The 21,019-nt window shown below is 37.9% G+C and carries 18 protein-coding genes; 9 read left to right on the plus strand and 9 right to left on the minus strand.

Going from position 1 to position 21,019, the window contains the following annotated elements:
- Positions 1 to 63 precede the first annotated feature (63 nt).
- Both LVD15_RS08935 and pnuC read right to left on the minus strand, forming a co-directional pair.
- Complete coding sequence (locus LVD15_RS08935; RefSeq protein ID WP_233779950.1) at positions 64 to 477, minus strand: AAA family ATPase; 414 nt, start codon at positions 475 to 477, stop codon at positions 64 to 66.
- Entirely contained in the window at positions 474 to 1,115 is a 642-nt protein-coding gene (gene pnuC, locus LVD15_RS08940) for a nicotinamide riboside transporter PnuC (RefSeq protein ID WP_233779951.1), read from the minus strand. Before pnuC ends, LVD15_RS08935 begins: the two co-directional genes overlap by 4 nt.
- A gap of 35 nt (positions 1,116 to 1,150) precedes the next feature.
- Here pnuC and LVD15_RS08945 point away from each other — a divergent pair, with 35 nt between their 5' ends.
- Together LVD15_RS08945 and LVD15_RS08950 are read left to right on the plus strand one after the other, a co-directional pair.
- Positions 1,151 to 2,548, plus strand: coding sequence for a flavin monoamine oxidase family protein (locus LVD15_RS08945; protein WP_233779952.1), 1,398 nt, complete (start codon positions 1,151 to 1,153; stop codon positions 2,546 to 2,548).
- Positions 2,545 to 3,291, plus strand: a complete 747-nt coding sequence (locus tag LVD15_RS08950; protein WP_233779953.1) for a toxin-antitoxin system YwqK family antitoxin — start codon at positions 2,545 to 2,547, stop codon at positions 3,289 to 3,291. The genes LVD15_RS08945 and LVD15_RS08950 overlap by 4 nt, the downstream gene beginning before the upstream one ends.
- Here LVD15_RS08950 and LVD15_RS08955 read toward each other — a convergent pair.
- Together LVD15_RS08955 and LVD15_RS08960 are read right to left on the minus strand one after the other, a co-directional pair.
- On the minus strand, positions 3,288 to 4,844 hold the full coding sequence (locus LVD15_RS08955; protein WP_233779954.1) for a tetratricopeptide repeat protein: 1,557 nt from the start codon (positions 4,842 to 4,844) through the stop codon (positions 3,288 to 3,290). The genes LVD15_RS08950 and LVD15_RS08955 overlap by 4 nt on opposite strands.
- A gap of 1 nt (position 4,845) precedes the next feature.
- Positions 4,846 to 5,505 carry a septal ring lytic transglycosylase RlpA family protein gene (locus tag LVD15_RS08960; RefSeq protein WP_233779955.1) on the minus strand — a complete coding sequence of 220 codons (660 nt, stop codon included), beginning with the start codon at positions 5,503 to 5,505 and terminating at the stop codon, positions 4,846 to 4,848.
- A 127-nt stretch (positions 5,506 to 5,632) separates the two neighbouring features.
- On the opposite strand from LVD15_RS08960, the gene guaB reads away from it, so the two are divergent.
- Genes guaB through LVD15_RS08980 form a run of 4 tightly spaced genes read left to right on the plus strand, consistent with a single transcriptional unit; the run spans position 5,633 to position 10,952 of the window.
- Positions 5,633 to 7,102, plus strand: coding sequence for an IMP dehydrogenase (guaB, locus tag LVD15_RS08965; RefSeq protein WP_233779956.1), 1,470 nt, complete (start codon positions 5,633 to 5,635; stop codon positions 7,100 to 7,102).
- Positions 7,102 to 7,728: a hypothetical protein gene (locus LVD15_RS08970; RefSeq protein WP_233779957.1), complete on the plus strand. Its 627-nt coding sequence runs from the start codon at positions 7,102 to 7,104 to the stop codon at positions 7,726 to 7,728. The genes guaB and LVD15_RS08970 overlap by 1 nt, the downstream gene beginning before the upstream one ends.
- Positions 7,658 to 8,668: an apolipoprotein N-acyltransferase gene (lnt, locus tag LVD15_RS08975; protein WP_233780949.1), complete on the plus strand. Its 1,011-nt coding sequence runs from the start codon at positions 7,658 to 7,660 to the stop codon at positions 8,666 to 8,668. The genes LVD15_RS08970 and lnt overlap by 71 nt, the downstream gene beginning before the upstream one ends.
- Positions 8,669 to 8,675: 7 nt before the next feature.
- Entirely contained in the window at positions 8,676 to 10,952 is a 2,277-nt protein-coding gene (locus tag LVD15_RS08980) for a T9SS type A sorting domain-containing protein (protein WP_233779958.1), read from the plus strand.
- A gap of 91 nt (positions 10,953 to 11,043) precedes the next feature.
- On the opposite strand, the gene LVD15_RS08985 is transcribed toward LVD15_RS08980, so the two are convergent.
- Genes LVD15_RS08985 through LVD15_RS09005 form a run of 5 tightly spaced genes read right to left on the minus strand, consistent with a single transcriptional unit; the run spans position 11,044 to position 15,689 of the window.
- A complete protein-coding gene (locus LVD15_RS08985; protein ID WP_233779959.1) occupies positions 11,044 to 11,634 on the minus strand; it encodes a NifU family protein in 591 nt (196 codons plus the stop codon).
- Positions 11,635 to 11,682: 48 nt separating this feature from the next.
- Entirely contained in the window at positions 11,683 to 12,537 is an 855-nt protein-coding gene (locus LVD15_RS08990; RefSeq protein ID WP_233779960.1) for a dicarboxylate/amino acid:cation symporter, read from the minus strand.
- Positions 12,527 to 13,111: a dicarboxylate/amino acid:cation symporter gene (locus LVD15_RS08995; RefSeq protein WP_233779961.1), complete on the minus strand. Its 585-nt coding sequence runs from the start codon at positions 13,109 to 13,111 to the stop codon at positions 12,527 to 12,529. Before LVD15_RS08995 ends, LVD15_RS08990 begins: the two co-directional genes overlap by 11 nt.
- Before the next feature lie 16 nt (positions 13,112 to 13,127).
- Positions 13,128 to 14,207 (minus strand): chorismate synthase, encoded by a 1,080-nt coding sequence (aroC, locus tag LVD15_RS09000; protein ID WP_233779962.1) that lies wholly within the window; start codon positions 14,205 to 14,207, stop codon positions 13,128 to 13,130.
- Between the two features lie 18 nt (positions 14,208 to 14,225).
- On the minus strand, positions 14,226 to 15,689 hold the full coding sequence (locus LVD15_RS09005; protein ID WP_233779963.1) for a BatD family protein: 1,464 nt from the start codon (positions 15,687 to 15,689) through the stop codon (positions 14,226 to 14,228).
- Positions 15,690 to 15,826: 137 nt separating this feature from the next.
- Here LVD15_RS09005 and LVD15_RS09010 point away from each other — a divergent pair, with 137 nt between their 5' ends.
- The 3 genes from LVD15_RS09010 to LVD15_RS09020 all read left to right on the plus strand — a co-directional run bounded on the left by LVD15_RS09010 (position 15,827) and on the right by LVD15_RS09020 (position 20,964).
- Positions 15,827 to 16,012, plus strand: coding sequence for a hypothetical protein (locus LVD15_RS09010; RefSeq protein ID WP_233779964.1), 186 nt, complete (start codon positions 15,827 to 15,829; stop codon positions 16,010 to 16,012).
- A gap of 347 nt (positions 16,013 to 16,359) precedes the next feature.
- Positions 16,360 to 19,401: a SusC/RagA family TonB-linked outer membrane protein gene (locus tag LVD15_RS09015; RefSeq protein WP_233779965.1), complete on the plus strand. Its 3,042-nt coding sequence runs from the start codon at positions 16,360 to 16,362 to the stop codon at positions 19,399 to 19,401.
- Between the two features lie 18 nt (positions 19,402 to 19,419).
- Entirely contained in the window at positions 19,420 to 20,964 is a 1,545-nt protein-coding gene (locus tag LVD15_RS09020) for a RagB/SusD family nutrient uptake outer membrane protein (protein ID WP_233779966.1), read from the plus strand.
- The last annotated feature ends 55 nt before the right edge of the window (positions 20,965 to 21,019 follow it).

Here is a 21,019-nt window from a genome sequence, read left to right on the forward strand (position 1 = left end):
AATCTTTCATCGAAGCTACCCTTAATTTCTACATACGGAAAGTTGAAATCTTCTAGTTCCTTTTTAAAGAGATCGTAAAAATATTGACGTAGGTGTGGGTTTTTCTCTTTGAGGATCCTCTTCCCAGGGTATGTCTATATACGTGAGCAAATAGAGCTCATAGCGGTTTTCTTTAATACCTTTAATAATTTCTGGCGGACAAGATCCATACTTGTGCTCAGCCCATATTTTAATTACTATAAGCTCCGTATCACAAATTAGTAAGCCATTTTTGGCCTCTACAGCTTTAGCTTTTTCAGAATTAAGCTGTCCTTGGGCTATGGCTATTAGATCATCTTCCTGATACTCTCTGCTTAGCTGATCTATATATCCACGAGCAAATTCAGGTACCCAGACGGTGCCAAATTGCTTTGCGAGTAAGGAGGAAAGTGTACTCTTTCCAGTTGATTCAGGTCCTGTGATTACTACTTTTTTCATGCGCTCTGAGCCTCCATACTTTTTTTCCAAACCAAATATCCTGAAACGGCCAAACCGATATAAACGCAATACAATAAAGCATATAATTGAATGCCTTTATAGAAATAAATGACGGTGCAAAGTACATCAACTACAAACCAATAATACCAATTGTCAATTCTTTTGATGGTAGTGAGCCACATGCCTGCTAAACTTAAAATAGTAGTGGTACTATCCCAATAAGGCAAGCTGGCATCAGTATATTCTTTAAGTAAGTATCCGCAAATCACTATGCCTACTGCGCAGGCTGCAGTAAGGTAAATTAAGGTAGAAGTGGAGCTATGGGTGATAGGCACTTCTTTTTCTCCTTCTTTTTTACCGTAAATCCAGTACCACCAACCATAAATATTAAGCACTAAATAAAAAATGTTGAGCCCAAAGTCCATGTACAATTTTTGCTCCCAGAAAATGACAAAAGAAACCGCTACGTAGAGGATGCCGCAAGGCCACGTCCAAATGTTTTCTTTTACCAAAAATATTACAGCGAGTAATCCGAATATTAAACCGGCACCTTCGTACGGGTCTATGTTGTATAAATAGTTGAGAGCATCTTGCATAATTGTTAGGCAAATATATCTTTTAATAATTATTTTGTACATTCAGGCAAATTTTTTGAACTTATAAAAACAAAACAGTGAACAGAAGAAAAGCCATACGGCAGTTGGGGCTAGGGGCAGCAGCAGGTTTTGTGTTGCCAGGTGTATTGCAATCATGTAAAGATGATGATAGCGAGCCTAGTCCAGAGCTGGAATACGATGGATCTGTTGTTATAGTTGGAGCAGGCGCTGCAGGCTTATATGCAGCACAATTACTGGTTGATCAAGGGGTTAATGTTATTATTCTGGAAGCAGCTAGTGCTGTGGGAGGAAGAGTAAAGTCCTTACGAGGATTTGATGATTACCCGATTGAATTAGGTGGAGGCGTAATTAAAAAGCGCAATTCTTCATTCTTTCAGTCAATACAAGACTTGAATTTGGAGATTACTGATATATCTGGTGGATTAGATAACTTGTTTTTTTATCAGTCAGAACTGAAAACGGCTGCTGATTTAAGCGAGAATACTGCTTTTAATAGTGCTCAGAATTTTGTGGATGGTTTAGAACAGTATACCGGAGGAGGCACTGTACAAACTGCCATTCAAAATGCCGGGATACCATCGGAAATGTATAACATATTGCAAGGGCAAATTGGTAATGAATTTGGGGCAGATAATGACCAGATTAATATTCAGGCCTTGGCTGCGGCACTACAAAATGCTGATGCTAATGATCAGTTAGTTTTAGGAAGTAACCCTATGCAAGATCTGCTATACTCTAAGTTTTCTGACATTACCAGACGGGTGAGGTTTAATACAGTGGTGCAGGCTATCAACTATACAGGTAGCGAAATTACTTTAACTACTAATGCTGGTGATGTAGTGGCTAATAAAGTTATTCTAACCGTGCCTGTTTCTATATTGAAGGAAGGTAAAATCGGTTTTTCTCCGGCATTACCAGAGGCTAAGGTGTCTGCAATGTCCAGAATAGGCATGGCTCCTGCCTTTAAAGTAGTATTTAAGTTTACCAGAAATTTCTGGGGACAAAATGTACAATATATTTATGGAGGCACTCAGGCTACGTCATATTTTAATGCCGGAGCTAAAGTGAGTGAAACCAATAGATGCCTTACTGTTGAGGCTTTTGGGCAGCATGCGGTAGCCTTAGCGGCTCTTTCTGATGAAGAACTAAAGGATGTGCTCATAGCAGAGCTAGATGCTATGTTTGATGGTAGTGCCTCTGCCAACAATGCCTTGGTAGATATGGTGAAATATGATTGGACGGCCGATGAGAATATTATGGGTGGCTTCTCTTACCCATTAGCAGGAGGAAGTAATGATGATAGAATAACATTAGCTGAACCAATTAATAAGAGATTATATTTTGCAGGTGAAGCTACGGATGTGGAGGGGAGTTTCGGTACTATTCATGGTGCTGTGGCTAGTGGTGAGCGAGCTGCTAATGAAGTGCTTACTGATATTTTAGAAACATTATGAAACTGACAGTCATTCCTTTTCTCCTAAGCATCGTAATGGTGGTAGCCTGTAATGCGCCTGCTAAAAAGAAAACTGCTTCAAAAGAAAAGCCTAAGAACGGAGAAGTAAAGCAGTACAGAGCTGATGGTTCGCTCAAAACGGTGGTGAATTATGTCAATGGAAAGAAGAATGGCCGGGCTACTAGCTATTATGAAAATGGTAAGCTGCATCAATCCATAGATTATGTAAATAACAAGAAACATGGAGAGGCGATCACCTTTTATGAAAATGGGAGTAAATCAATAGTTACTCCCTATAAAAATGGGGTGATGCACGGTGTGCGAAAAAAATATCGTATGAATGAAATGCTCACCACAGAGGCTCCGTATTATAATGGCAAGCCATGTGCTGGGTTGAAGGAATATCTCACTTCAGGTAAGCCAAAGACAAAGTACCCTTCCATAGTGGTAAAGGAAATAGATAATTTGGTGAAGAATGGTCAATACATAATAGAATTATCTCTGTCAGATAAATCTAAGGATGTAGAGTTTTTTGTGGGTGAGATGGATGAAAATGGCTGTATACCTGATGACATCCGTTCACTTTTAGAAGTAAGACCCGGCGTAGGTCGTATGGTAGTGCCCGTGCCGCCGGGTATGTTTGTGATGGAGAGAATAACCCTCATTGCAATTACAAAAACCCGGCTGAGAAATGTTTACATTACTTCCAAAAAGTACAACCTTTCTGCTGAAAATCCCGGTTAACGAAGCAGCTTTTGTCTTAGTAAGAGCTGGTTATTGCCAGGAGCATATTTAAGCCCTGTATTAATGGTTTCTCGGGCTTTATTCGTTTGTCCTTTTTTGAAATAGTAAGTGCCTGCTATGGTATATAATTGCCCTATATATTCAGGGTCTATCGACAGCTTTTCTTCAAAGTTGTTTTCAAAAAGCTTTTGATATTTAACCCCTTCGGTAGAATTTTCCAACTGAAAAGAGAGGGCAGATTGCCTTAGATAACTCATGACGAGGACGCTTTTAAACTCTTTGTTTTCTAGTAGCTCAGGATGAGTACTTGCATAATCTTGTAGCAGGCTTATGATTTTTAAATTATCACTTTCCAGTGCTGCCTTTCTTATGATGGTAGTTACCAGCAAAGCCTCAATATCAACATGGTCTTTTTTGAGTTTATAGGCTTCTTCCTCAAAAGGAATGGCCTTGTCAAATTCATTTTTATTGTACAGTACTCTTCCACATTCGTAATTATATAAGAAAGAAATTTCGTTTTTAAGCTCATCACTCTTTGCAGAGGCATAAACTGCTTCATAGGCTTCCTTGTATTTGTCAAAATCACCATGGTTGATCAAAATATCATGATTGACCCGAGTGAACTCACCAAATAACTGATCATCAGTAATTGCTGAGTTTTCAAAACGGGTAAGAGAGGTCAGTAATTTTATGTTCTCGCTCTCATAATAATCTGCAGTGCTAATGAGTATAGTGGCTACATTCATGAGCATATAAGAAACCTTATCGGCAGGATAAAAAAGGTAAGCTTTTTCGAGTTGTTCGTAGGCCTCTTTGTATTTGCTTTCGTTCAGTTTATAAATGGCATCATTAGCATATTGAATGCCTACAAGTTGCTTGAGATTGATGTCTTCTTCTTCAAAATAATATTCGTCAAAAAGGTCAGACACGTTTTTAGCTTTATATTCAGCATCACTAATCAACTTGGCGGCCTTCATTTGGTTTACAAAGTCCGTTTTGAATTTATTGTCAAAAGTAAAAAACCTACCACCCGGATCTGTTGATTCTACCAAAATTCTTTCGCTACTGGGGTACGCAATCATATATACATGTGTAGGACTTTCCTTTAAAGTGTAAGGAATAGAAAGCTCATTAAAAAGTATACTGAATAATGCCGTAGCAGAAACGCAGTTGTAATAACCATTTGAGAATATATGGCCGAAGGTATTTTCTAATTCGTATTTGGAGAAGAAATCTTCATGAATCTGATCATATAGGATTTTCATCTTTTTATCTACCTTCTTCTTGGCCAGTTTATCCAGATTAATAGAGGCAATTTCTTCATCTATTTTATTTAAGGCTGCCTGATAGTTGCCTGGTGTAGACAGCGGATCAGCGGCCATAAAAAGCTGTAGATAATTCTCTTTATCATTAATAAAGAAATTATTAAATGCCTCTTTTTCCATATCAGACCAATAGTTGATTTCGCTAAAAAGAACTAATGAATCTTGTTGGGAATAGGAATAGAATGGGATACTAATACACCCTAAAAATATTATTAAAGCCGCTTTCATTTTACTGGAATTTGGAGAACTCTACAATATAGCTATCTGAGTAATCATTGGAAAGTTTATTTTTTAAAACCAGGGCTTCCTCTCTTGAATCATACACACCCAAAATGAGAGCATACACCTGCTTACTGTTAACCACCTTGGGTTGTAAGGTCACTTTTATGTCTTTGTATTTTTGAGCTAACAGCTCACCTACTTCTAATAAAGCATCCATTTTTGTTAAGCTCATTACCTGTACTCCAAAACCTTTGGGTCTGGTTTTATGGATGCTAAAAGTATAAAATTGGGATGTTTGAGCCGCTATGGCGGAATCAGTAACTATATCTATAGAAACATCTACTATACCCAGATTTATAAAGTCTAAAGCCTCTGCCGCTGCACGGGAGAGATCAATGATACGTGTGCTAACAAATGGTCCTCTATCGTTTACCCTCACGTTAATGACCTTGTGATTATGAAGGTTAGTTACTTTTAGTCGTGTACCAAAGGGTAGGGAAGGGTGCGCTGCGGTATAGCTATCACCACGGTAAATTTCTCCACTGGCGGTTTTCCTACCTTCAAATTTATCAGCGTAATAGGAAGCTTTGCCGGATTGATATTGAGAATGACCAGGAAGATATAATGCCAAAAATGAGACTAATAACAGGAGTTTAAAAAATTTCATTAAATCTTTAGTTTCTATTTTATAGTTTGTGGTCGCAATTAACAAAAATTAATTAACTCATATTCGTTTTTTATATTATGGAATCTCTTTAGCTTTGTTCGGCAAATAACAATAACGCTTATTTGCCATGTCTTTAGACCAATCGAAATTTTTATTTGAAGCACTCACCTATGATGACGTGCTTTTACAACCCGGTTATTCTGAGGTTCTTCCACGAGATACTAACACTTCCACTTTACTGACAAAGAATATTAAACTTAATATTCCTTTTGTTTCTGCCGCTATGGATACAGTGACTGAGGCAGACTTGGCCATTTCTATGGCGCTAGAAGGAGGGTTAGGCTTTATTCATAAGAATATGTCTAAAGAGGCTCAAGCACAGCAGGTGCGCAAAGTGAAGAGATCTCAAAGTGGGATGATACTAGATCCTATCACATTAAATATTAACTCTAATGTGATGGATGCCGAGAAGATCATGAGAGAGTATAAAATTGGAGGGATACCCGTAGTTGATGAAAATCGTAGATTGATAGGAATCATTACTAACAGGGATCTACGTTTCCACAAGGATATGTCTACTCCTATCTCTGAAATTATGACTCGTGATGCGCTCATTACAGCCGAAGAGAATGTAGGGCTTGAGAAAGCAGAAGATATTCTTCAAGAGCATAAAATAGAAAAACTTCCTATAGTAAATAAAGATGGTATTCTTACCGGATTGATTACTTATAAGGATATCTTAAAAAACCGAAATAAGCCTAATGCCTGTAAAGATGAGTACGGCAGACTTAGAGTAGGAGCTGCAGTGGGAGTAACTCCTGATATTCTTGAAAGAGTAGAAGGCTTAAAAGCTGCGGGTGTAGATGTAATCAGCATTGATACTGCACATGGTCATTCTAAAGGAGTGATTGATATGTGTAAAACAGTGAAAAAGGCATTTCCTGATCTTGAAATTATAGTAGGAAATGTGGCTACAGGAGAGGCTGCTAAAGCATTAATAGAAGCCGGTGCTGATGCTATAAAAGTAGGTGTAGGACCTGGTAGTATTTGTACTACAAGAATTATTGCTGGTGTGGGTGTACCTCAACTGTCAGCAGTATACGAATGTGCTAAAGCAGCTAAAGGTACTGGTGTCCCGGTAATTGCTGATGGTGGTATTCGTTTTTCTGGTGATGTAGTGAAAGCGCTGGCTGGTGGTGCTAGCAGTGTTATGATAGGTTCACTTTTAGCTGGTACAGATGAGGCTCCCGGTGAAATGATCATCTATGAAGGACGTAAATTCAAGTCTTATAGAGGAATGGGTTCTGTAGAAGCGATGGAAGAAGGTTCAAAAGACAGATACTTCCAGGATGCAGAAGATGATATTAAAAAATTAGTGCCAGAAGGTATAGTAGGTCGAGTACCTTATAAAGGTATGGTGGCTGAAGTTTTATATCAGTTAATAGGTGGACTTAAAGCTGGAATGGGATACTGCGGAGCAGGATCTATTGAAGCCTTAAATGATGCCAAATTTGTGAAAATTACGGCTGCTGGTGTTCAGGAAAGTCACCCTCACGATATATTCATTACCAGAGAGGCTCCTAACTATAGCAGATAATGATGAAAAATATAGGTCTGGCAATTTTATCGGGTATACTGTTAATCATTGCCTGGCCTCCCGTTGGGCTTACTCCATTGCTGTTTGTTGCAATGGTGCCCTTATTATATGTTCTTTATGACATAAGAAGCATTAAAAAGGCCTTTGTATATACGTACTTGGCCTTTTTTTTATGGTCTTTAGGTACCATGTACTGGATAGCCAATACCAAGTTGGATACTTCTGGTTTTATGGTAGTGCTTACTGCATTTATACTTATCCCTCTATTTCAGAGTCTACCTGTTCTATTACTTATAGGTATTCGTAAGGTGTTTAAATCTTATAACACCTGGCTTTATTTGCCTGTGGTATGGTGTACTTATGAGTATCTTCATAGTAAATGGGAATTGGCTTTTACATGGCTGCACCTGGGGTTTGGTCTTGGTTCCATGCCCTTTCTTGGTCAGTTTTATCAGTTTACAGGCTATTTGGGAGGTTCTGTGTTGATTGTATTGATCAATGTGCTTGTTCTTTTTTCTTTTAAAAGAAGCAGAATATCGAAAGAAATGGGGGCTTATATTAGCTTCTGTTTGTGTGGTGCTTTTGGTTGTAAATGGTATTCTTTATACCTCAGAGGACAGAGGTAGAGGCACAGCCAAAGTAGCGGTAGTTCAACCTAATGATGATTCTTATCAAATTATTGACAAGGAGTCATTACGGCAGAAGGTAGAATCTATAAAAAAGGATTTACAGTCTATTAAGGGACAGGGAATCGATTTGGTGGTCTATCCTGAAGGCTTTATAAGAACTACGCCTAAGTATCCATTTATTATTAATGCGCCGGAAAAGACAGAACTGGTGCAGGCCATTAGAGCAGCGGCAGAGGAAGCGGACGTGGCGGTGTTAGTTGGTTTTGTAGGCTTTAGAGTTTTTCCTGAGCGTACTGCCCCGTCTAGTGCGGTAGCTGTTGGTAATGGATCTTATGCCAGTGGTTATAATGCTGCTATGCTGATAGCTCCAGGAATCACAACCCAGATACAAGTGAAAAATAACTTGGTTCCTTTCATGGAGCGTGTCCCATTTTTAGACTGGACTTCTTATTTTGAAACACTTAGGCTTAATCTCAATCAGGCTAAGGCGAGCTATACGCCAGATAATGTTACAAATGTTTTTAAATATAAGAACCTCCGGATTAGTCCTTTAATATGTCTTGATGCTCTTTTTCCAGATTATATAAGAGAGTTTGAAGAGTCCAGGGCCAATCTTATAGCCATTATAGCTAATGATGGCTGGGCAGGGAAAACTTCTGGCTACGGACAAAATGCTGATTATGCCTCAGTAGCCGCACTTTCTTTTAGGAAACAAGTAGTTCGCTCGGCAGCTACAGGTATCTCCCTTACTCTTAGAGAGAATGGAAAAGTGGAGAATTCTATTTCTTGGGATGAAAATGACATTTTAATTGAAAATGTTACATTAAAAAAAGGTAATACTATATACTCACTTTTTGGTAGCTACATCGGAATAATTGCTCTTTTAATAACTATTGGCTTATTTATTGCATCTTTGCAGAAGGCAAAGAAAATGTAAATATGTAATGAAGCTTACACGTGTGTTTTTGGTTTTAATTTTTGTAGGTATTTCTATGTCTGAAACCTACGCATGTTGGGGAGATAGAACGTTTACCTGGGAAGGGGGGACGAGCAGTAACTGGGGAAATACTTATAATTTTGATATATGGTACTTGCTACCTGGTAATAACGATGGTGTTATCGTTGATTTAGGAGAGTATTTTAATGAGCCTATCGTATCACAAAGCGATAGAATAGGAGTGCTAGTAATGGCCAATAGCGGTGTAATAAACGTGAGAGCTAATCTTAGAGTTGAGAACCTTGTTATTGATGCAGGAGCCAATAACTTAGTGAGAATAGGGGCAGGTAGTTCGTTGATTGTAGATAGAGAGTTAACCTTTAATGAAGCTGGAACTATCACTTTTGAAGGAGCCGGTAACCTGGTTATAGATGATGTCGATCTTAATGAAAATGGCTCTAGGATTATCAATAATCTTACGGGGAGCACCACTATAAATGGTAATTTACTCTTTTCAGGTAGTAATCAGTCTGTTTCAAATACGGGTAATATTAATATAGGTGGCGATGTAAGAGCAGGAGGCTCAGGCAATAATAATAATGTCATTAATAATTATGGCAATTTGTTATTCCGAAACATCATCCTTTCAAATGGTAATTTAACTATCAATAATTATTCATTAATTGATCAGTCGGGGTACTTTAACTCTATTGATAATGGAAGCTCATTTCATAATTATGATGGTTCCGTCTGGCGTTGGGGCTACTCTGGCGGTACCTATGATAATGACATAAATAATATTATGGATTGCTCTAATGGCACTAATACCTTTATATATGATGCTACTGGTGGGCAAAATATCATTCCTATTGATTATAGTAATTTAGTGCTGGCTGGTAATAATGTGAAGTATACACAAAACAACCTGACGGTAAATGGAGACCTTACTATTACAGAAAACGCCCGTCTTAATGTGGCTAATGGTAATGATAATATTACTCTTGCAGGTGATTGGATCAATAATAGCGGTAGTTGGAATTCTTTCGAAGAGGGTAATCGTCGTGTAAGTCTTAATGGTACTGGTAATCAAAGTATAATAGCTAATGAAACATTTTATGATCTGGAAATTAATAAGCCGGCTGGAAATGTTTTATTGTTTGGAGATAATGTGGTGAATCATTCATTGATGCTAAACAATGGTAAAGTGCAAACACGCGATCATTTTTTAACTATTGGAGCATCAGGTTTCATTGCGGGCTCTGATGAGGATAGTTATATTCAGGTTACCTCTGACGGAGGGCTTGTGCAGAATAGTATTGGAGGAGGAGCCAGAACTGGTGATATTCTTTTTCCTGTTGGTTTAAATAGCTATACACCTCTTACTATTAATAACACTACAGGTACTGCAGATAATTATACAATAAGAATGTGTTCTGGTATTAGCCTGAATGGTAACTGTTCTGATGATATGCTGGAAGAAAGTGCTATAAACTTAACCTGGTTTATTGATGAAGATGTAATAGGAGGTTCTGATGTTACCCTACAATTTCAGTGGGGTGGAACTGAGGAATTAGATGGCTTTGATAGAAGTAATATTAGTGTAGTTCACTATAATGGCTCTAATTGGGAACAGCTCAATTATGTAAGTGCATCAGGAACTGGTCCTTATTATGCTTCTGTATCCAATGTGTCTTCATTTTCACCATTTGGAGTGTCTAGTGGAGGGCCACTACCAGTAGAGTTAACTTATTTTACAGGTAGTCTTCAGGGTGAAAATGTGCTACTGAACTGGGAAACGGCTTCTGAGTTGAATAATGACTATTTTTCTGTAGAAAAGACATTAGACTTCGAAACTTATGAGCACGTAGCTACGGTTGGCGGTCAGGGGACTAAATCAAGCCCTTCAGAATATACTTTGACAGATGCAGACCCATATGCAGGTGTTTCTTATTATAGACTGAAACAAACAGATTATGACGGAACATTTACTTACTCCAGACCAGTAAGAATAAATAACCTTACCAGTTCAGAACATATTGATGTATCTTTATTTCCTGTACCAAGTGATGGGAATCTACTTAAATTGGCACTTCAGAGTAATGAGAGTATCGGTCTGGTAGATTTGCAAGTAATAGATGTACAAGGAAAAACAGTATATAAAGAAAGTAATATCCTGCCACAAGGCGAATGGTCTATTCAATTCAACAAACAGTTGAAACCGGGAATTTACAGCCTTTTAATTAACTCGGATAAAACGCTTACTAGAAAATTTGTTGTGGAGTAGGATAGTGCGAGGTGAAACAAAAAAAGGCCGTTTCAATATTTTGAAACGGCCTTTGTATTTATAGCCGATTAGTCCGGCTTATTAGCTTTAATTAAATACCTTCTGCTTCTACTCCTTCTATTTCCGGAAGCATTCTTTTTAGAAGATTCTCTATACCCGCTTTTAGCGTAACAGTAGATGAAGGGCAGCCACTGCATGAACCCTGAAGCAATACTTTTACAATACCGTTTTCATAAGAATGGAAAGAGATAGCACCACCATCTTGCTCTACAGCTGGTTTGATGTATTCATCTAATATACCTTTAATTTTCTTTACTGTTTCAGAGTCACTTTCATCATATTGCTCTTCAGGCATCAGTTTAGTTATAACCTCTCTGCCAGATTCAATATAATCTTTAATGTGCTGTTTCAGAGCATCTTTAATTTCAATCCACTCAACCTCTTCTTTTTTAGTAATAGTAATGAAATTAGACATGTAAAATACCCTGTCCACATACTCAAACCCAAAAAGCTCTTTTGCCAAGGGGGCGTTTTCCGTACTCTCTACATCAGGGAAATCATAACTTGTACCTTCAGGCACCAGCATATAGTTAGCTACGAACTTCATAGAGTTCGGGTTAGGGTTAGCCTCTAGGTATAGGTTTACTACTTTCTGATTGTCATTCTTAACTTTTGTCTCCATCTTATCTATGCTTTATTGGGCAAACAATGTTTATTTATAAAGGTTCCCTTACGAGTATTTAGGAAGTTCACCTTCTGATTTAGCGATGAGTGTAGATACACTGGCATCACCAGTTACATTTACTACGGTTCGGCACATGTCTAGGATACGGTCTACCGGAAAAATAATTGCTATCCATGCAGGATTAAGGCCTACAGATTGTAAAACTATAATCATCATTACCAATCCTGCACTAGGCACGGCCGCAGATCCTATAGAGGCAAGGGTAGCTGTAAATACGATGGTAAGCTGCTGTCCGAAGGTCAGGTCTACCATATGCATCTGAGCTAGAAAAACTACCGCTACGGCCTGATAAAGGCTGGTTCCGTCCATATTTACAGTGGCACCAATGGGTAATACAAAACTGCTTATGTTTTTAGAAACTCCCATGTTTTCTTCCACACACTCCATAGTAACAGGTAATGTGGCAGCACTGGAGCTGGTAGAAAACGCCAGAAACTGTGCCGGACTTATATTCTTGAAAAATTCTTTATAACTGAGTTTTTTAACGAAAAGAGTAATCAATAGTGGGTAGAAAATAAAAACCATAAAAGCCAAACCCAGCACTAGTGTTAATGAATAAGTCCACAAGCCTTTGAATATTTCGAATACTTCAGCAGGGGTGTCAGCCATTTTGGCAATTACACCGGCTAGCAGCGCGAAAACAAAGAATGGCGCAGCTTTCATAACTATGTCCACCATTTTAAGAAAAACCTCATTTATGCCGTTTATGAAGTCAATAACAGGTTTTCCGGTTTCATTAGGAATAATAGCTAATGACAAACCAAAAAATATGGCGAAGAAAATTACTTGCAACATGAGGCCGTTATCAGAAAGAGACATCATGATGTTTTCAGGAACCATATCTACTAAAAACTGTAATGGGGGGGGTGTCCTTTGTTTTTTCTGCAGCTACCATTTTTTCTTGTACTGCGGCAGCTTCAGCATGTTGTGCTGCTTGGGCCAGGGTTTCATCACTGGCAATTTCTTCTACCTGATCTCTATATTCAGGGTCAGTGAGTACATTTTTATCATCCTTTACTCCTTCTACACCATCAGTAGCCTGTACCCATTTTTCATATTCTATCCTGTTTTTTAGCTGCTGCTGTTCATCTATAAATTTGCCGGGCTTTACAATATTTACCAATAATAAGCCTATGCCTACAGCTATTACCGTGGTTAAAAGGTAGAGACCAAGCGTTTTTGCTCCCAGGCGTCCTAGCTTAGAAATATCGCTTAAGCTGGATACTCCTCCTATAATAGAAAATAGCACCAGCGGTACTGCAATAAATTTTAATAACCTAATGAATATAGTGCCAAATGGGTTGATCCAATTAATGGTAAAATCATTCCAGCCAAGTGCACTTGAAATAAATGCATATATGATTCCGGCTACAAGGCCAATAATAATTTTAATATGTAAAGGGAGGTTTTTCATAGAAAGGATGAAAAATTTAGTCGGATAATTTACTCGATTTATTAATTAAAAAGAAGTCTGCTATTACTAAGGCAGCCATAGCTTCTACAATAGGTACTGCTCTTGGTACTACACAAGGATCATGTCTTCCCTTGCCACTTACCGTAGCTTCATCTCCAGCTTTATCTATAGAAGGCTGATCTTTCATAATAGTAGCCACCGGTTTAAAAGCGACATTAAAATATATATCTTCTCCGTTAGATATGCCTCCTTGTATTCCGCCAGAGTGGTTAGTCTTAGTTTTCACCTTACCCTCTTCATTATAAAAGAGGTCATTATGCTCAGACCCGTACATCTCCACTCCTTTAAATCCACTACCATATTCAAAGCCTTTTACAGCATTGATGCTCAGCATGGCTTTTCCTAACTCAGCATGGAGCTTATCGAAAACAGGCTCACCAAGACCTACAGGCGTATTTTTGATAACTGCTGTTACCACGCCACCTATGGTATCCTGATTTTTACGAGTCTGATCAATAAGAGTGATCATTTCTTCGGCCACTTTAGGATCGGGACACCTAACTATATTATCTTCTGTTTTAGACAGGTCCATTTCATGATACTCAGGAGCCTGAATAGAGCCTACTTTAGATACATAGGCAGTTACATCTACTCCTATTTTCTTTAGAAATAGTTTAGCTACTGCACCCGCTGCTACACGAGCTGCAGTCTCCCTGGCACTACTACGACCTCCTCCTCTATAATCTCTAATACCATATTTAGTGTCATAGGTATAATCAGCATGAGAGGGACGGTATTTTTCTGCTATGTGCGAATAATCTTTGCTTTTGGCGTCTGTATTATGAATGACTAAACTAATAGGAGTGCCGGTTGATTTACCTTCAAATACGCCAGAAAGAATTTCAAATTCGTCGTTTTCTCGCCTCTGAGTGGTAATCTTTGATTGACCGGGTTTACGCCTGATCAGCTCATTTTGAATAAAAGTTTCATCTATTTCCAGGCCTGCAGGGCAGCCGTCTATAATCACACCTAATGCCTTGCCATGAGACTCGCCGAAGGTGGTTATTTTGAATAAAGTACCGAAAGAATTTCCCAATGTTTTATGGTTGGAAGGTTATTTTTTAAAAATAATTATTGCTGAAATCACTAACATAGCCAAAATAAAGATGTTGACAAAGATTTTGGTCCACTCAAAGCTTGCTGTGCTTTTTAAGGTATTGTCTTCTATATTGATGCGATCATAAAAAGATCCCATATCATTGGCCTGTATGTTTTCATTCTTTTTACTTTCTCCTGTTACATGCACCACCTTTGCTGAAGTAAGGGTGTCATAGGTTTCTGTTTTAGGATTAAAGTATATCCAATTAAAGTAATCTTTCATATTATAGTCTCCGGGCTCTTTAGGAATGCCGAAATAATTGAAAGACTTAGAACCGGTAACAGTGTTATTTCTTCTGTTAATGTTTTGAGTAACGTTAGGATCATAAAAATCGAAATTTTCGCCGCCATCAACTATAGGTTTATTAATAGCAGATATATTACCTTCTCCATAAACATTAAACTCATAGCTAAAGCTTTGGCCCGTTTCTAGCGTAGGAGTGCTTAGCTTTTCATTTAGCTTGTAGTCACCTACGGCCACCTGATCTTTAAGCGGGTGAGGAGGTAGTTTTTTTACATTAACGCTTTTAGGTTTACTATAAAATGTTTTGAAGTCTTCTTGGCGGTTTCTTCCAAAGAAAGAAGGATTTTTGGCCACTTTATATTTTATCATTTCTAAGCCTACTGACGGAAATTGGATAGGCTCAGCATTTAAGGGGTAAAGTTCTGCCTGGTATATTTTATATTGAGTGTATTTCTTGCCGCCTATGTTTACCGGTTCACCATTAATATTCTCGATATTGAAGTTCTCTTCCCAGCAGTTTTCGGGTTTTAACTTTTTAAGTATTTCTCCCAACTGCTTACCTAAGTCATGAAATTGTAAAGGTGCTCGGTTATCTTCAGCCACATAAAATGATAAGCTCGCGGTGAAGCCTTCTCCTACATAAACTTCTCTTTTGTCAGTACTTAGTGCCAGAAAGGCGTCTTCCTTAATATCCAAAAACTCAGTTTTACGATCATCATTAAAGAAGTTATCCATAGGATCATGATCAAAAAAGCTTCTGAAAGGGTCATTTCTTTGCTGCCTAGCTACTGCACCTCCTACTTTTATGGTTTTACCTTGAGATGATAATGCCTTACCATTTACATTTATAGTAAAAGGTTTTAATGTAAATGTACCTTGAGCAGTAGGTACGTAAGACATAGTTACGCTCTGCGAGCTTGAAATTTGCCCATTAATGATCTGAGTAGATGAAGAGGATGACGTACCTCTTTTTTGAAAACCCTCTATATCAGGGAAGTCACCATAATTAGATAGCCTTTCATTAGCAGCGGTTATAGTAATAGTCCAGGTCTGGTTTTCGCCAATCTCATCAGGCCCAAGCTCTATTTTAAGCTCCTGCGCCTGAGAGGCATGTGCCAGACCGAAAATACTAATTAAGTAGAAAAATACGTTAAGTCTACGATATATCCATCCCATAATTTACAAACTTAGTTGTACGTACACCGTATACAAATTTATAGTAATACTTTAACAAACTGTAACGATTTTGTATATTAAAGGTGGAGATAAGTTGCGAAGGGACGGAAATTAACTTTTTAAAATTCAAAGCTCTTATGTTAGATTACGTAAAAACCATACTCACAAAGGTGAGTTTTGATTCCAAACTTTTTGAAAAGGAGTTGAAAAAGGCCATACAATCTTTGATAGATGAAGAGGTCTCTGAATTAAGAAACTGGTGCTATTCCAGGTTTAATGACAGGTACGAACAAGTGCTTCAGCGCTGTTTCGTAGTGGCCTAAAGAAGAAAAAGACTACTCATTTATAGAATCCCGGATCATGTTGGTCCGGGATTTTTTTATGTACAATATGATAGGAAGTAAGAGAAAATCAGGTGCTTTTTTCTCGTTTTTGGTCTAAAATCGATTTCTGAGTTTTAAACGGGATGGCTTGTTGGTTAAGATGTAAAATAGCCTTTATACTGCTTTAATCATTGTTTTTAAAGCGCAATATTGGATTTGGGAGATCTTAGAATTTTCGTTTATTTTCTTCGAAATTGTTTGCAGGATTTTGGGTAAGATATTTAATACTTTTAGCATTACACCATAATTGCAATCGTTTGCTAGATTTAATTTAATTTTTAAACCCAATGATTAAACTTTTACGACTAACGTGTCTGCTTTTTTTGGCTATGACAGCCATAAATGCGCAGGCCCAGAATACTGTTGAAGGTAAAGTTACTTCAGCTGATGATGGTGAGCCTCTTCCAGGGGTGAACATATTGGTAGAGGGAACTTCACAAGGAACAGTTACTGATATTGAAGGTAACTACTCTTTAGTAGTGGGAGATGATGCTACATTAGTTTTTTCTTTTGTAGGTTTTACCACCGCAAGGGAGCAGGTGAATGGACGCTCGGTGGTCAATGTTACTTTAAGCAGTGACATTAGTGAGCTTCAGGAGGTAGTAGTGATTGGTTATGGTAGCTCAAGTGAAGACGAGATAACTACAGCCATATCTACTATTAACAACGAGGATATTACTAAAACACCTAACAGTAACCCTATGCAATCACTGCAAGGTAAAGTGGCAGGTGTTCAAATTACCAGTAGTGGAGCTCCGGGAGCCAGCCCTAATGTACGTGTTAGAGGGTTAAGCTCTTTCGCAGGAGATGATGGTGGACAGCCCTTATATGTAGTAGATGGTATGTTTGTAGATAATATAGACTTCCTTAACCCATCAGATATTGCCAGCATGAGTATTTTGAAAGATGCTTCAGCGGCTGCTATCTACGGTGTGCGTGCTGCCAATGGTGTTATTATCATAGAAACCAATTCTGGTGATTACGAGCAGCCTGTTAAAATAGAATATGACGGCTACTATGGTGTGCAAAGACCGCAGAATGTGCTGGATATGGCTAACACTGAACAATATGTTAATTACATTAATCAGACAGGAAATGCAGGTCAGCAAGCTTTAATACAGAATTCGATTGATCGATTTGGAGCTAATCCTAATAATCCCAATTTGCCAGCTACCGACACTGATTGGTATGATCAAGTTTTAGAAAGTACAGCACCCATTCAAAATCATTCTCTTAATATAAGTGGGGGAACTAGTAAATTGAAATACTCAGTTGGTGGTTCATTTTTCAAACAAGATGGAATAGTAAAAAACGCAAAAAATGATTACGAAAGGTATAATTTAAGGGCAAGAATTGATGCCAAAGCAACCGATTGGTTAACAGTTGGTGGTAATGTAAATATTAGTAATGCTACCCAGTATAATGCAGACCAATCTATCTGGGATCGAACTTATTATGCCGTGCCAATATTGCCAGTATATGATCCTCAAAATACAGCGGCTGAACCAACTCGATATTCAAATGCACAGAATTTAGGTTTTAGGGATGCACAAAATCCTTTATATCATGTTGATGGTAATAATGATAGAAATCGAGTGGCTAAGATTTTGGGAAATTTCTATGCAGATATACAATTGATTCCTGACAAGTTATCTTTCAAAACATCGCTAAATTATTTCTATCAGGATGTGTTAACTAGAAATGTTGATCTGGGATTTAATAATGGAACCCAAATCACTCCAAATGGAATTACCAGACAGGCTGTAACTGACTATAACACCATTTGGGATAATGTTCTAACTTATGATAACCTTTTTGGAGATCATAGTGTGAATGTAACAGCTGGTTATTCTTATAGAAGCGAGAGAAATGAAGGAGTATATGCCGCATCAAATAGTATTTGGACGCTAGATAGAAATGACGAATCTACGTGGTATATACCAAAAGGAGCTGAATTAAATGTTAACGACACATATGATGACGGCGAACATTTTTATGGTGTTTCTTATTTTGGTCGTATTCAGTATGGGTACAAGAATAAATACTTGTTATCCACTTCATATCGTAGAGATGGAACTAATAAGTTTTCCAAGAAATGGGGTAATTTTTTCACTGTTAGTGGAGGATGGATTATTTCCAGAGAGAACTTTTTTAATGTTGAAGGTGTAGATTTTCTCAAGTTGAGAGCTGGTTGGGGACAAATGGGTAATGATGGAATTGCTCCTGCTATTGGACAAGTTACTTACAATCAGGTGAGCTTAGCTATCAATAATGGATTGGTAACAGCGGTTCAGCCTAATAATGTTTATGATTTAATTACCTCATGGGAAACAACAGAAGAAACTAATATTGGTATCAGTGCAGAATTTCTAGATAGTAGACTAACCTTAGATGCTGATGTTTACAGAAGGGACACCAAAGATGCTGTATTAGGAGTGTTGCTTCAAGGAACAGGTCAGTCGCCAAGAAGAAATGCAGGTGAGGTTAGAAATCAAGGGATTGAATTAGGAGTAGGTTGGTCAGATGAAATTAGTGATGACCTTTCTTACAATGTATCTGCTAATTTTTCCACTTTGGATAATGAAGTACTTAGTGTAGGTGATCAGGAGTTTTTATATGGCGGATCAGCAGAGCTCAGACAAATATCTAGAGAGGGCTCTTCTTTAAATGAATTCTATGGTTATGAAATCAACGGTGTTTTTCAAAATGATGAGCAAATAGCGAATTCTGGGTATACAACTGAATTCATAAATAGTAATTCACTACAGCCGGGGGATTTCTTTTTCAGGGATCAAAATGGTGATGGTGTAATAGATGCCAATGATAGAGTGTTGCTAGGGTCATTCATTCCTACCTATAACTATGGCTTTAGCTTAGGAGTAAATTATAAGAATTTATCATTAACGGCTAGTTTCCAAGGACAGGGAGGTAATAAAATTCTGAATCAAAAAAGAACCAACGTAAGGACTACACAAGATACCAATATAGATGCTGACTTAGCTACTCACTTCTGGAATGGTGAAGGATCTACTAATTCTTACCCTTCGGCTGCAGCTTATAGAAGGGCATATAATAATAATTTAATGAATGAATTTTGGCTTGAGGATGGAGATTATTTCAGAATCCAAAATGTACGTATAGCTTATCAGTTCATTGATAAAGAGTTACTTGGTGTGAAACTGCCTAAAACTACAGTTTCATTTACTGCCGATCGTCCATTAACGGTATTTAATTATAATGGGTTTAATCCTGAGGTATCTAACGGAGTAGATAATCAAACTTACCCTATACCAGCAGTGTATACCGTAGGACTTAATATTCAACTTTAATCCAGAAATATTACAACTATGAAATTTTTAAAAAATATAATGATCATAGCTTTGATATTTTCTATATCAATAGCTTGTGATGATAAGCTAAATGAGCCTCTTGAAAATGAGCCATTAGGAAATGAACAAACTGAGGAGGGGCAATACTCAATATTGATGGGTGCCTATGCTGACCTTTATAATCTGGGGTGGGAGGTTCACCCTACTATAGGACTTAGAGGTGATGATGTGAATAAAGCTGGAGGGACAGACCAAGAGGTTATGATTTACCTAGACAATTATAACTATGATGCCAATGCTTGGCACCTAAATAGTACTTGGGATGGGTTATATTCAGATATAGTAACTGGCTTTTACTTAGACATTGAGAGTATTGAAGAGATTAATCAGGTAGTTGCAGATCCTAGTCGTGGAAATCAATATGTTGCTGAAATTAAGGTGATGATTGGTTTTGAGTTACTTCAGATTAGCAGACTATGGGGTGATGTATTGGTTCCCGAATCTTCAAGTTCACCGGAATTCACTGAATTGCCAGTAACACCTAGAGAAGAGGTATTACAGCATATTTCTGATCTTATGGATGAGGCTATTCCTGCTTTGCCAGATATGAGACCTAACCAGAGAACAGATGTCACTGGTGGAGTTACCAGATATACTGCATTAGCAGTTAAAGCCATGGCTAATTTAGATTTAGAAAACTATCAGGCAGTTGAAGAAGCTACTTCTGAAATAATCCAAAACGGAGGTTTTTCTCTTTATAGTAATTTTTATGATCTGTTTAAAAGAGCGGGAGAGTTAAGTGACGAAAGTCTATTGGAATTTCAATATTCCGATTTTGGAAGTTCAAGTACAGCTACTGATGAGTTTAATCATGGATTCGATTTCTATGGACCTGTAGGTGAAGGTTGGAGACCCAGCGTTGCAGGAGTTTCGGCTGGTTGGGGATTTTATGAACCTACTATAAAATACATCGAATTCATGCTCGATAGAGGAGACTATGATAGGTTAGAGACTTCAGTTTTATTTACTCCAGATGGTGTCCAAAGACTAATTAATGACGGTTATACTTCCTTGCCTGATTTTACTAATGCAGATCAGGATGGATTTATTTATACAAGAAGCGGAGATGGTATAGGTAATAATGAGAGAGCTGATTTTCAAAGTGGTAAATTTTACTTACCTACTGAAGAGATTAGTGCGGGTGTGAATCGATACTCTTCAGGTAAGAATTTCCTCGTTATTCGTTATGCAGAAGTGTTGTTAATGCATGCAGAAGCTATTTTGAGCGGAGCGGCTTCTACTTCTATTTCGGCTGAAGAGGCAGTGAATATGGTAAGAGCAAGAGCTGGTCTTGATCCTTTAGCGGCAGTAACATTAAATGATGTGTTAGATGAGAAATACGCTGAGTTTGCTACTGAGTGGGGAATCAGATTTGCTGATGTGGTAAGACATGGTATTACAAGTGAGCTAAATGAAGGTGGCAAAACTTATGAGCCTGCTACTGGTCGTTTTGTTCCTTACCCTACCAATCAGGTAGATCAACTACCTCAATTGCGTAATTAACCTAGGATGATATAAAGGCAATTAAAAATAAGGTTAAGTTAAGTTTATGTTAAGA

Source organism: Fulvivirga maritima (assembly GCF_021389955.1).
GTDB lineage: Bacteria > Bacteroidota > Bacteroidia > Cytophagales > Cyclobacteriaceae > Fulvivirga > Fulvivirga maritima.